The organism is Streptomyces sp. NPDC027189 (assembly GCF_055566975.1).
Genome location: NZ_JBVHRI010000004.1, coordinates 306,690 through 318,671 on the forward strand (window position 1 = coordinate 306,690; position 11,982 = coordinate 318,671).

Genomic DNA, 11,982 nt, shown 5'->3' on the forward strand with positions numbered 1-11,982 from the left:
GCGTCACACCCCTGTCCCGAAACGCGATTCTTTCGTAACGGTGCGCCCCCCGGGGACTTGGCCGCGTGACCAGTGCGCCAGGATGTTCGGAACACATAAGCATCTGGAGGGGAACCCAGAAATGAGCTACAACCAGCCGGGCCCGTACGGCGGGCAGCCCCAGCAGCCCGGACCGTACGGTCAGCCGGGCCCCTACGGCCAGCAGCCGCAGGCCCCCCAGCCCGGCTATGGCTACCCGCAGCAGGCTCCCCCCGCGCAGCCCGGCTACGGCTACCCCCAGCAGGCTCCCCAGGGTGTCCCGCCGCAGACTCCCCCCTACGGCCAGCAGCCCGCGTACGGCCAGCAGCCTCCCTACAGCCAGCAGCCCTACGGCTCCGTGCCGCAGCCGCCGGCCCCGAGCGGCGGCAAGAAGAAGACGGGCCTGATCATCGGCGCGGTCGCCGTTGTGGCGGCCATCGCGGTGGGGGCGTACTTCGTGATCGGGGGCGGTGGGGGTTCCGACGTCGCCGACGACGGTCCGCACAAGCTGACAACTCCGGCCAAGGTGCTCAGCGGTGGGTACACGAAGAGCCAGAGTGACAGCGGCACGATGTCCAAGAGCGACATCGAGGACGCCAAGAAGTGGGGTGTGCAGGACCCCAAGGACGTCAGCGCCCAGTACACGTCCGGCGACAAGAGCAACCCGCTGTCGCAGAAGCTGCTGCAGTTCAGCGGTGTCTACGGCAACATCGAGGACCCGGAGAAGGTCGTCGACGCCATGTACGCGCACATGAAGTCCGAGGCTTCCAAGGACGACAGCGAAGGCACGCCCGTCGGCAGCCCGCAGAAGTTCGACTTGGACGGCGCCGTCCTTAAGTGCCAGGCCGTGAAGATCAAGAACGACGAGGCGTCGTCGAGCAGCGCCGCCTCCGGGCCCAAGGAGTTCACCGTGCCGACCTGCATCTGGGGTGATCACAGCACCCTCGGCCTGGTGATCTCCACCGACGTGGCGAGCATGATGGCCGGTAAGAGTGGATCCCTGTCGGACACCGCGGACATGACGGGCAAGCTCCGCAAGGACGTGCGCGTCAAGATCTGACGGCAGGTCAAAGAAAAACGTCGAGAAGGTAGTCAGCCATGAAGGGGGCGCCCGGCAATCCCCTGCCGGGCGCCCCGCCTTCGTCAAGCGCGGCGACAAGCGCTCACCGCGTGAGACTTTGTGACGCCTATGTTTTCCAGATGTCCGGTGCAGATGGGGTTGGGGATCTCGCCGCCGAAAGGCTGCGGAAAGGCCGCATGTCCGCACGCCTCCTTCACCTTCGGGCCGACGTCGTACCCAGCCCAGGCCAGGTAAGCCCTGCAGTCCGAAGCCGTCGCTGACGCAGGCGCGGCCACCATGAGCGGCATCGCTCCAGCCGCTACAACCACACTCGCCGCAACCACGATCCGTCTGATCTTCCGTGCCTTCATGTCGTCCCTCCCGTTCGATTGCCGCGAGGTGGTCGGCCTCGCAGTGATCAAGAAGATCACCCGGAGCAGGCATCGCACAAGTGAGCGATCTCGATGTGGCTCGATCCCGGCGTGGATCGACGAAGGGGGCGTCCGGCGGACTTCGCCGGGCGCCCCCTTCGTCGTACAGGCGTTGCTTACGCCGTCTTCTGCTCCCCCGGCCCCCGCCCGCGGGCATCCCGCGGAATCAGCGTCGGGTTCACGTTCGAGTGGACGACATCCGCGGTGATGACGACGCGGGCCACGTCCTTGCGGGACGGGACCTCGTACATCACGGACATGAGGACTTCCTCCATGATGGCGCGGAGGCCTCGGGCGCCGGTCTGGCGGAGGATGGCCTGGTCGGCGATGGCCTCCAGGGCCTCGCGCTCGAAGTCCAGTTCCACGCCGTCGAGTTCGAAGAGGCGCTGGTACTGCTTCACCAGGGCGTTGCGGGGCTCCACCAGGATCTGGAGGAGGGCCTCGCGGTCCAGGTTGTGGACCGACGTGATGACCGGGAGGCGGCCGATGAACTCGGGGATCATGCCGAACTTGACCAGGTCCTCGGGCATGACGTCCTCGAACTGGTCCTTGGATTCGAGTTCGCGCTTGGAGCGGATCGTCGCACCGAAGCCGATGCCCTTCGCCCCGGCACGGGATTCGATGAGCTTCTCCAGGCCGGCGAAGGCGCCGCCCACGATGAACAGCACGTTCGTCGTGTCGATCTGGATGAACTCCTGGTGGGGGTGCTTGCGGCCGCCCTGGGGCGGGACCGAAGCCGTCGTGCCTTCGAGGATCTTGAGGAGGGCCTGCTGCACGCCCTCGCCGGACACGTCTCGCGTGATCGACGGGTTCTCGCTCTTACGAGCCACCTTGTCGATCTCGTCGATGTAGATGATGCCCGTCTCGGCCTTCTTGACGTCGTAGTCCGCCGCCTGGATGAGCTTCAGGAGGATGTTCTCGACATCCTCGCCGACATACCCCGCCTCCGTCAGCGCCGTCGCGTCGGCGATGGCGAACGGAACGTTCAGCATGCGGGCCAGGGTCTGGGCGAGCAGTGTCTTGCCGGAGCCCGTGGGGCCCAGCAGCAGGATGTTTGACTTCGCCAACTCGATGGCGTCATCGCGGTTTTGGCCCGTGCTGTTCTCGCCGGCCTGGACCCGCTTGTAGTGGTTGTACACCGCGACCGAGAGAGCTTTCTTGGCCGACTCCTGGCCGACCACGTACCCCTCGAGGAACTCGTAGATCTCGCGGGGCTTCGGGAGCTCCTCCCAGCGGACCTCGCTCGTCTCCGCGAGCTCTTCCTCGATGATCTCGTTGCAGAGATCGATGCACTCGTCGCAGATGTACACACCGGGGCCTGCGATGAGCTTCTTGACCTGCTTCTGGCTCTTGCCACAGAACGAGCACTTGAGCAGATCGCCGCCGTCACCGATGCGTGCCACGGTGTGCTTCCCCTTCGCCTGGGAGACGCCTAGGTCCGGCGGCTCCTGGTGCTGCCTTATGTCCGACGGTACCTTGCCGAGCCCCCCGTTCGGGCCCCCCTTGGCATGGTTCACTTTGTCGTGAACCACGCCAAGGAGCGGCAGACGATACAGCGATACGTCAGACGATCGCGGAACTGTTCATCTTGCGGGTGGAGATGATCTGGTCGATCAGGCCGTACGCCAGTGCGTCCTCAGCAGTGAGGATCTTGTCGCGCTCGATGTCCTCGCGGATCTTCTCGATCGGCGTGGTCGAGTGCTTGGCCAGCATCTCTTCCAGCTGCGCACGCATCCTGAGGATCTCGTTCGCGGCGATTTCGAGGTCGGAAACCTGGCCGCGGCCGGTCTCGCTGTAGGGCTGGTGAATCAGCACACGGGCGTTCGGAAGCGCCATGCGCTTGCCCGGCGTACCGGCGGCCAGCAGGATCGCGGCGGCGGAGGCCGCCTGGCCCATGCAGACCGTCTGGATGTCGGGCTTCACGAACTGCATCGTGTCGTAGATGGCCGTGAGCGCCGTGAAGGAGCCACCGGGGCTGTTGATGTAGACCGAGATGTCACGGTCGGGGTCCATCGACTCCAGGCACAGCAGCTGCGCCATGACGTCGTTGGCGGAGGCGTCGTCGATCTGCACGCCGAGGAAGATCACGCGCTCCTCGAAGAGCTTCGCGTACGGGTCGTACTCACGCACGCCCTGCGAGGTGCGCTCGACGAAGCGCGGGATGACGTAGCGGGACTCCGCGCGAGGACCGGTGTACTCGGCCTGCGTGCGGGCGTAGAGGCCGCTGCCGGGGAAGTCGTTCACTGTGTCTCCTGAAGAGCCTGATAAGGGCTGAGGCGGTCGGCTGGGGCGCCGGACGGCTCGCGCCGCCCCGGGGGCGGTGGAACCGGGCCTGCGCCGCCCTGGAGGGCGCTGAGGGGCTTACGCCGCCCCGGTGCCGCCGCCGCCCGGCATACCGGCAGCGGTGGGCATGATGTCGTCGATGAGGCCGTACTCCTTGGCCTCGATCGGGTCGAACCAGCGGTCGCGGTCCGAGTCACGAGTGATCTGCTCAACCGTCTGGCCGGTGTGGAAGCTGGTCAGCTCCGCCATCCGCTTCTTGGTGTGCAACAGCCGCTCGGCGTGGATCTTGATGTCCGACGCGGAGCCGGCGAGGCCGGCGGAGGGCTGGTGGATCAGGATCTCGGCGTTCGGCAGGGCGAAGCGCTTGCCGGGGGTACCGGCGCTGAGCAGGAACTGGCCCATCGAGGCCGCCATGCCCATGGCGATGGTCACCACATCGTTCTTGATGTACTGCATGGTGTCGTAGATCGCCATGCCGGCCGTGATCGATCCGCCGGGGCTGTTGATGTAGAGGTAGATGTCCTTGTCCGGGTCGGAGGCAAGGAGCAGCAGCTGCGCGGTGATCTTGTTTGCGATGTCGTCGTCGACCGGCTGGCCGAGGAAGATGATCCGCTCGTTGAGCAGCCGGTTGTAGACCTGGTCGCCGAGGCCACCACCGATGGAAGGCTCGCCGGCGGCGGAGGGCATCAGATTCGTCACGTATCCACCTGCTCGTCTTACGACGGCGCCGGGCCGTCTCACGTCTTCTGCTGGGGGCGTGGGACCCCGGTCCAACACCGCTCGGGGCGGCTTCGGGGACTCCCCTGCCCTCGTATTCATGGACCCTAACGCGCGGGTCCCTCCGGTGAATCCCGCAGAAGGAACTGTTCGCTGTGAGCGCAGGTCGGGCGCCCCGCCGGGGGCGGCCCGAAGGGGCGCGGGGAACTGCGCGATCAGCCCACTGCAAGCCGCACCCGCCGATGCACCGGGCGGGGCTGACGCGTCTGGTTTTCGCAGACGCCTCCGCCGCCTTGTGGGGGCGCTCTCGGAGCTCACCGCGCCCCTGAAAAGCCCGACGGGGCCCCCGGTGTCCCCGGGAGCCCCGTCCAGCTGTACAGCGAGGCGATCAGGCCTCGGTGCTCTCCTCGGGGGAGCCGTCGGCGGCCTCACCCTCGGTGACCTCGGCGGCGACCTCCGTGGCCGTCTCCGTCTCGTCCTCGTCCTCGAGGTCGACGATCTCGCCGTTCGTGTCCTTGACCGTGGCGGCCTCGACGACGACCGCGAGGGCCTTGCCGCGGGCGACCTCGCCGACCAGCATCGGGACCTGGCCGCCCTCGACGACGGCCTGGGCGAACTGGTCGGGGGACATGCCGGAGGAGGCAGCGCGCCGCATGAGGTGCTCGGTGAGCTCCTCCTGGTTGACGTTCAGCTTCTCCTTGTTGACGAGCTCGTCAAGGACGAACTGGGTCTTGATGCCCTTGATCGCCGCTTCCTTGGTCTCGGCGTCGAACTCTTCCTCGGTCTTGCCCTGGATCTCCAGGTACTTCGCGAGGTCGAGACCCATCTGGCCGAGCTGGTGGTGCTCGAGGTTGTGCTTACGGGTGTTGATCTCGTCCTCGAGCAGCTTCTCGGGGACGGGCACCTCGACCAGCTCGAGCAGCTTCTCCAGAACGCGCTCCTGGGCCTGCGTGGCCTGGTCGTACTGCTTCATGTTCTCGAGGCGCTTGCGGCTGTCCGCCTTCAGCTCCTCCAGGGTGTCGAACTCGGAGGCGAGCTGCGCGAAGTCGTCGTCCAGCTCGGGGAGTTCGCGCGCGGCGACCTGGGTGACCTTGACGGTGACCTCGGCCTCCTTGCCGGCCGCGGAGCCGCCCTTGAGCTCGGAGGCGAAGGTGGCCTCGCCATCGGCCTCCAGGCCCTTCACGGCCTCGTCGATGCCGTCGAGCAGCTCGCCGGAGCCGATGGTGTAGGAGACACCGCTGGCGATGCCGTCCTCGAGGACCTCGCCGTCGACCTTGGCCTCCAGGTCGATGGTGACGACGTCGCCGTCCTGGGCGGCGCGCTCGACCGGGGAGGTCGACGCGAAGCGCTCACGCAGGTCGGAGACCGCCTTCTCGACGTCCTCGTCGCTGACCTCGATGGCGTCGACCTCGACCTCGATGCCGGAGTAGTCCGGGATCTCGATGGTCGGGCGGACGTCGACCTCGGCGGTGAAGTTCAGCGTCTCGCCGTCCTTCAGCTCGGTGATGTCGACCTCGGGCTGGCCGAGGACGTTCAGCTCAGCCTCGTTGACCGCTTCGGTGTAGAACTTCGGGAGCGCGTCGTTGACGGCCTCTTCGAGTACGGCGCCGCGACCGAACCGCTGGTCGATGACGCGCGCCGGGATCTTGCCCTTCCGGAAGCCCTTCACCGTGACCTGCTGGTTGATCTTCTTGTACGCCGCGTCGAGGCTGTCCTTGAGCTCCTCGAAGGGCACCTCGACAGTGAGCCGAACCCGGGTCGGGTTCAGGGTCTCCACGGCGCTCTTCACGGTTCGGTCTCCTTGTGGCTGACTTCTTGGGGGTTCTGCTGCGTGCTTCTGCCGAGTCGGGCAGAGCCTTAGGCGGATTCGCGGCCCTTGAGAGACGTAACAGTGCAGACATACGGGCGCGCAGCTTGCATAGTAACCGCAGGCGGTACACGCCCCAAAAGGTGATCTTGCGACGCGCGGAGCCCTGGCGGGTTCCGGCCGGTGGTCGGGGTGGCGGGATTTGAACCCACGGCCTTCCGCTCCCAAAGCGGACGCGCTACCAAGCTGCGCCACACCCCGTCGGTGCGACACGTAGGGTACATGCCCGCAGGCAGTGGGGCTGCCGCATTTCCCGAGCGCCCGTGCGGCACGGGAACGGGGTGTGCATCGAAGGGGTACGACCCGCTACGATGCCTCCTGTGCCGCGGTCACTGACCTGCGGCGCGACCTGCTCGCGGGCGTAGCTCAATGGTAGAGCCCTAGTCTTCCAAACTAGCTACGCGGGTTCGATTCCCGTCGCCCGCTCCAAATGGCGTAGGGCCAGGCCAGAGGTTCGATCCTCTGCCTGGCCCCGTGTCGTTTCCGGGGGCGTGTTCAGTCCGCCGTGTCCCCTGCGCGCCCCTCGCGCTTCCGGCCTTGCTTCTTCTTTGCCTTCCGGATCTTCTTCCGCCCCTTGCCGACGAGTTCCGCCCCTTGTCGACGAGCCCGCTCACTGCGCCGGCGATCAGCCGATCGCGGTCGGCGCCGGCCTGCTGATGGATCAACGCGGCGCGGGCGGTGCATAACAAGGACGACAGCCGACGCCGGGTCGCCCGGGACCTGGCGGACTACCTCGGCCGGTCTCTCGCGGATGACGGAGACGGCTGGTACCAGTGGCGAACGCGACCGGAAGCTCCGTCGGCCCAGGACGCGGCTCTGGGTGCCTGGGTCCCGGACGGCACCGGGCTGGTACGCCGGCCAAGGGCGGAAACTACCGAGGGCGCGAGCGGCGTCGTCGGCGAGCATCACGTTGGCCGGTTTCAGGTCGCGGTGGATCCCCGCGCCGGATTCCCCGACGCCCGCCGAAAGCGCGACGAGCGTATGCGTCCCGTGCGGCCCCGTCCCGTTCAGAAGCTGATGGAGTTGATCGTCTCCGCTATCGAGTTCAGGAACCGGTTGATGGACGGAGCCATGCCGGTCGACGCGAGGAAGAAGCCGAAGAGCACCGCGACAATGGCAGGTCCCGCCTTGATCGATCCTCCTCGGATCAACACCACAAGGATGATCGCCAACAGCAGCACCACTGACAGCGAAATGGCCACAACTGATCACACCCTACGGTCGGTCCGCTCTCCCGGCCCGGAGGTGCAACCCCTCACACCCCCGCCAGAACCATCGTGCCACCAACCAGGCTTTCGTATGCGGCGGGTGACGCATCGTCGGCCACGGACACGCCGGACCTGCACGCCCGCACTGCCTCGGCGCGGACCAACGACGGGACTCCGCACGGCAATTCGAGAGTGCACCCGCACCGTTCCCACAAGGGAAATTCAGAGGGACCGTTGCCATGTCCACACAACCTGTTCGCAGGTAATTCGAATTGTTGCCACAGGCACATCGAGGACCCCGTAGACGGGCAACTAAAGGCTAATGAACCGGACATATCACCAGAGTCGCCCGCGAGCCTTATGCACCATTTAGTCGGGATGTATGTGGATAGAACAGCCCCATACGGTAAGCAAATCGGTATGCTCAACCACTTGCGAACCGACAGGCAGACATCTCCAAATCCTGGGTAGTCGCAGGCGATAAGCAGGAATGACGTCGAGCGTTTTACGAAAACGCATAGACAACGCTAGGGTGCCTCAGATGTTCCACGCCGCCACGTCCCCCGCATGTGCAGCGAGGTCCCGGATCGTCTCCCCGAGTTCTTGGTGGGAGGGCCTGTGACGAACTCGCTCCGACCGCACGGCCACCAGAGAGCGCCGCTCCCCCCGGCAGAGCAGCCGGCAGCAGGAGTGCCGAGTCCGCGCTCGCCCCAGACCCCCAGAGCGGCCACCGATGCCGCCGCAGCGGGCGCCAAGCCCGCCAAGCAGCGCGACGCCTTCTTCGACAACGCCAAGTACCTGGCCATCGTGCTCGTGGCCATGGGTCACGCGTGGGAGCCGCTGAAGGGCCAGAGCCGCATCGTCGAAGCGGTGTACACGGTCGTGTACACCTTCCACATGCCGGCCTTCATCATCATCTCCGGCTACTTCTCGCGCAGTTTCGACATGCGCCCCGACCGGCTCAAGCGGCTGGTGACCGGTGTCGCCGTGCCGTACGTCCTCTTCGAGACGGCGTACTCCCTCTTCGATCGCTGGGCCGGCGGCGATCCGAGCCAGGCGATCAGCCTCCTCGACCCCTGGTACCTCACCTGGTTCCTGGTCGCACTCTTCGTCTGGCGACTGACGACGCCGCTGTGGAAGCTGGTCCGCTGGCCTCTTCCGCTGGCACTCGTCTTCGCGGTGCTCGCGTCCGTCTCCCCGGACATCGGTGACGACCTGGACCTCCAGCGCGTGCTGCAGTTCCTGCCGTTCTTCGTCATGGGCCTGTTCATGAAGCCCGAGCACTTCCAGCTGGTGCGGCGCCGTGAGGTGCGGATCCTGTCGGTGCCGATCTTCGCGACGGCGCTGGTCGTGGGCTACTGGGCGGTGCCGCGCATGAACACCGCCTGGTTCTACCACCGTGACAGCGCGCAGGAGCTGGGCGCGCCCTGGTGGGCGGGTGTCGTCATGACGCTCGCGCTCTACGGCTGCTCGCTGCTGCTCACCGCGTGCTTCTTCGCCTGGGTGCCGCGGCGCTCCTTCTGGTTCACGGCGCTCGGCGCGGGCACGCTGTACGGCTATCTGCTGCACGGCTTCGTGGTCAAGGCATCCGAGTACTGGGGCTGGTTCGACCACCCGTGGCTGCACAAGCCGCTCGGCGAAATCCTCGTGACGGTCGTCGCGGCCGCGCTGGTCACCGCGCTGTGCACGCCGCCCGTCCAGCGGATCTTCCGCTTCGCGATGGAGCCCAGGATGGCGTGGGCCTTCAAGCAGGACGCGACGGAGCTGGCCCGGGAGCGGGCGAAGGCGAAGGCGTAGCCACGCGGCTGACCGCTCGAAGTGCGGGCCCGGGATCTCCCGGGCCCGCACTTTTTCTGTGCCGGCCACCCGTGTGCGCGCTGCCCGCGCAAGCGGCTCGGGCCGCTCAGGACGGCGGCAGTCCCAGCAGCGCCCGCATCGTCGCGTACTTCTTCGTCAGCCGGGCCCGAGTGTGCTCGTCCAGGACCGCGAGCCGGGCCGGATCGGCGTTGTGCGCCAGGTCCGACACCTTCACCAGGAGGGCGCCCGGGGTCTTACGGATGCGCCGCGCGTACGACTCCGGCGGCTCGCCCTCCCGTTTGGTGAGCGCCAGCACGATGTCCTTGGTACGCCGGGTCAGCGCGGCCTCGTGCAGCCAGTCCGCGGAGAGCGCGTCGTCCTCGACCGCGTCGTGCAGCCAGGCCGCGGCTATCTGTTCGTCGTCGCCGCCGCGCTCGCGGACGCCCTCCGCCACGGCCTGGAGGTGCTCGGCGTACGGCCGCCCGGCCTTGTCGGTCTGGGCGGCGTGCGCCTCGCGGGCGAGGGCTTCGACTTCGGCCAGGGTCAGAAGAGTCTGCGTCACTCCTCCAGTGTCTCCCCGCGCAGCGCCGCTCGGGCCGGGACGGTCGCAGCCGTCACGCCGAGCACGACGATCGCCGCGGCGAACGAGCCGTACAGCAGCGGCGGTATGTACGGCCCCTGCCCGGTCAGCCCGTTCATCATCGGCACGAGCGTGGCGAGCGGATGGCCGTGCCGATCGCGATGCCGGCGAGGACGACCAGCAGGGCCTCCCAGTGGATCATGCGCAGCACCTGGCGGCCGGTGGAGCCGATCAGCCAGCGCGTGCCGAGTTCACGATGGGGGTCCCCCCCTGCTCGAGCGAAGCCGAGAGCTTGGGGGAGGTCGAGGACCGTCATCACCAGGGTGTTGACGGCGGCGACGGCCGCGAATCCGCCGAGCACCGCCGCCATCACGGTGTTCGCCCAGGCGTTCAGCTCCCGGTCCAGGGACTGGGCGGTGGTGCAGTCGCCTCGGTCCAGGACCGTCCCCAGCTTCGCGGGCGTGCTCGTCGTGCCGCCCTTCGTCCAGATCTCGGCGTCGAAGGAGTTGGTGACGTGGGCCGCCAAGTCGACGCGATTCAAGGTGACTTGGGACAGACCGACCACTCCACCCTCCACCCCCTGATCCGCTTGTCACACAGACCAACGAGCCGCACCGGGACAGGTCACCCGTTCCCACCACGAACATCTCGGCGATCCGCCCGCCGCAACCGAGCAGAGCAGCGAATACGCATTGATGAACCCTTGTATGCAGTAATACGCAGAAAAACGGCAGCGTTGAATACCCCACCGTTGGCGTCGAGAGCGAAAACCCCCGGTCGTCAGCGGGTAGTTGAAGGGCCCTCCCGGCAGATCAGGAGGAGGGCGCGGTCGTCGTTGACGTCCCTGGCCACGGCTTCGATGAGGTGCCAGGCGGCTCCGTGGAAGCCGCCGGCCACATAGCGGTCGGCTTCGCCCGTGAGGCGGTCGATGCCCTCGACGATGTCGCGGTCGGAGGTCTCCACCAGTCCGTCCGTGAACAGCATCAACACGTCTCCGGGACGCAGCGACCCCTTCACGGGGTCGAATTGGGCTCCGTCGTACACACCCAGCAAGGGCCCTTCCGCGGCCTTCTCCTCCCAGCGCCCGCTGCCCGCACTGAGCTGCAGACCCGGCGGGTGTCCGGCGGAGAAGAGTTCGTAGTCCCCCGAGTCCAGATCGAGGACCAGGTGGATCGAGGTCGCGAAACCCTCGTCCCAGTCCTGGCGCAGGAGGTAGCCGTTCGCGGCGGGGAGGAAGGCGTGCGGTGGGAGGGAGCCCAGGAGACCTCCGAAGGCTCCGGAGAGGAGGAGCGCGCGCGAGCCCGCGTCCATGCCCTTGCCCGAGACGTCCGTGAGGACGACCTCCAGGGTGCGGCCCCCGTTGGTACGGCCGGCCACCACGAAGTCCCCCGAGAAGGACTGCCCGCCGGCCGGCCGCAGCGCCATCTCGCGGTGCCAGCCGAGCGGCAGCTTCGGCAGCTTGCTCTGCACCCGGATGCGTTCGCGGAGGTCGAAGAGCATGGTGCCGCCCCGTCGCCAGGGCACGCCCACCCGGCTGCGGAACTGCGCGATCAGGAGTCCGAAGAAGCCGCAGGCCGCGACCACCAGGACCACGCCCGGTGTGACCCGGGACGGGCCCTCGGTGTACGGGCCCAGCTTCACGGACTCCACTATCAGCGCGGTGGCCGCGGCCGCGTACAGGCCGAGCAGGCTGGCGGGGCGGAGCAGGAGGCCTCCGGCCACGATCGGCAGGACCAGGGCGGCGGGCGAGCACCACACCGAGTTCACCAGCGTCGTGGCCGCGATCAGGGGAATCGTGAGCAGCAGACCGGCCAGCGCGACCCAGTCCGAACCGTCCCCCCGGAAGTAGTCGACGGCGGATCTGCGCAGCCCTGTGCGGGCCCGGTGCCACTGCATCTTCAACCGGGCCGTGAACGTCTCGGCTTCCGCGCGCCGCTCTCGTCCTGCTGCCATTAGTTCGGGACCCTATCCATCGGACCAGGTGCTTGGCACGGGAGGTCCCACTTGTCCCCCGTCCGAGC

11 protein-coding genes and 2 tRNA genes are annotated in these 11,982 nt (G+C 67.4%); 3 read left to right on the forward strand and 10 right to left on the reverse strand.

The window, feature by feature from the left end; all coding sequences use genetic code 11:
* Nucleotides 1-121: 121 nt before the first annotated feature.
* Nucleotides 122-1,078, forward strand: a complete 957-nt coding sequence (locus tag ACZ4RZ_RS12305; protein ID WP_467743905.1) for a hypothetical protein — start codon at nucleotides 122-124, stop codon at nucleotides 1,076-1,078.
* Nucleotides 1,079-1,625: 547 nt separating this feature from the next.
* Here ACZ4RZ_RS12305 and clpX read toward each other — a convergent pair.
* From clpX to ACZ4RZ_RS12330, 5 genes are all read right to left on the reverse strand, one after another.
* Nucleotides 1,626-2,912 carry an ATP-dependent Clp protease ATP-binding subunit ClpX gene (gene clpX, locus ACZ4RZ_RS12310; protein ID WP_189185069.1) on the reverse strand — a complete coding sequence of 429 codons (1,287 nt, stop codon included), beginning with the start codon at nucleotides 2,910-2,912 and terminating at the stop codon, nucleotides 1,626-1,628.
* 160 nt (nucleotides 2,913-3,072) lie between these two features.
* Nucleotides 3,073-3,753 (reverse strand): ATP-dependent Clp protease proteolytic subunit, encoded by a 681-nt coding sequence (locus ACZ4RZ_RS12315; protein ID WP_266624702.1) that lies wholly within the window; start codon nucleotides 3,751-3,753, stop codon nucleotides 3,073-3,075.
* 117 nt (nucleotides 3,754-3,870) lie between these two features.
* Entirely contained in the window at nucleotides 3,871-4,479 is a 609-nt protein-coding gene (locus ACZ4RZ_RS12320; RefSeq protein ID WP_189185427.1) for an ATP-dependent Clp protease proteolytic subunit, read from the reverse strand.
* A gap of 418 nt (nucleotides 4,480-4,897) precedes the next feature.
* Complete coding sequence (tig, locus tag ACZ4RZ_RS12325) at nucleotides 4,898-6,298, reverse strand: trigger factor (RefSeq protein ID WP_467743907.1); 1,401 nt, start codon at nucleotides 6,296-6,298, stop codon at nucleotides 4,898-4,900.
* Nucleotides 6,299-6,500: 202 nt separating this feature from the next.
* A tRNA-Pro gene (locus ACZ4RZ_RS12330) sits at nucleotides 6,501-6,577 on the reverse strand.
* 154 nt (nucleotides 6,578-6,731) lie between these two features.
* Between ACZ4RZ_RS12330 and ACZ4RZ_RS12335 the strand changes: the two genes are divergently transcribed.
* Nucleotides 6,732-6,805, forward strand: a tRNA-Gly gene (locus ACZ4RZ_RS12335).
* A 578-nt stretch (nucleotides 6,806-7,383) separates the two neighbouring features.
* On the opposite strand, the gene ACZ4RZ_RS12340 is transcribed toward ACZ4RZ_RS12335, so the two are convergent.
* Nucleotides 7,384-7,578 carry a hypothetical protein gene (locus ACZ4RZ_RS12340; protein WP_016435177.1) on the reverse strand — a complete coding sequence of 65 codons (195 nt, stop codon included), beginning with the start codon at nucleotides 7,576-7,578 and terminating at the stop codon, nucleotides 7,384-7,386.
* A gap of 624 nt (nucleotides 7,579-8,202) precedes the next feature.
* Here ACZ4RZ_RS12340 and ACZ4RZ_RS12345 point away from each other — a divergent pair.
* Nucleotides 8,203-9,381 (forward strand): acyltransferase family protein, encoded by a 1,179-nt coding sequence (locus tag ACZ4RZ_RS12345; RefSeq protein ID WP_467743908.1) that lies wholly within the window; start codon nucleotides 8,203-8,205, stop codon nucleotides 9,379-9,381.
* 106 nt (nucleotides 9,382-9,487) lie between these two features.
* Here ACZ4RZ_RS12345 and ACZ4RZ_RS12350 read toward each other — a convergent pair whose 3' ends face one another.
* The 4 genes from ACZ4RZ_RS12350 to ACZ4RZ_RS12365 all read right to left on the reverse strand — a co-directional run bounded on the left by ACZ4RZ_RS12350 (nucleotide 9,488) and on the right by ACZ4RZ_RS12365 (nucleotide 11,914).
* Nucleotides 9,488-9,943, reverse strand: a complete 456-nt coding sequence (locus ACZ4RZ_RS12350; protein ID WP_467743910.1) for an HD domain-containing protein — start codon at nucleotides 9,941-9,943, stop codon at nucleotides 9,488-9,490.
* Nucleotides 9,940-10,083: a hypothetical protein gene (locus ACZ4RZ_RS12355; RefSeq protein WP_467743912.1), complete on the reverse strand. Its 144-nt coding sequence runs from the start codon at nucleotides 10,081-10,083 to the stop codon at nucleotides 9,940-9,942. Before ACZ4RZ_RS12355 ends, ACZ4RZ_RS12350 begins: the two co-directional genes overlap by 4 nt.
* Nucleotides 10,080-10,526 (reverse strand): hypothetical protein, encoded by a 447-nt coding sequence (locus ACZ4RZ_RS12360; RefSeq protein WP_467743913.1) that lies wholly within the window; start codon nucleotides 10,524-10,526, stop codon nucleotides 10,080-10,082. Before ACZ4RZ_RS12360 ends, ACZ4RZ_RS12355 begins: the two co-directional genes overlap by 4 nt.
* A gap of 215 nt (nucleotides 10,527-10,741) precedes the next feature.
* Nucleotides 10,742-11,914 carry a SpoIIE family protein phosphatase gene (locus tag ACZ4RZ_RS12365; protein WP_467743914.1) on the reverse strand — a complete coding sequence of 391 codons (1,173 nt, stop codon included), beginning with the start codon at nucleotides 11,912-11,914 and terminating at the stop codon, nucleotides 10,742-10,744.
* Between the last annotated feature and the right edge of the window lie 68 nt (nucleotides 11,915-11,982).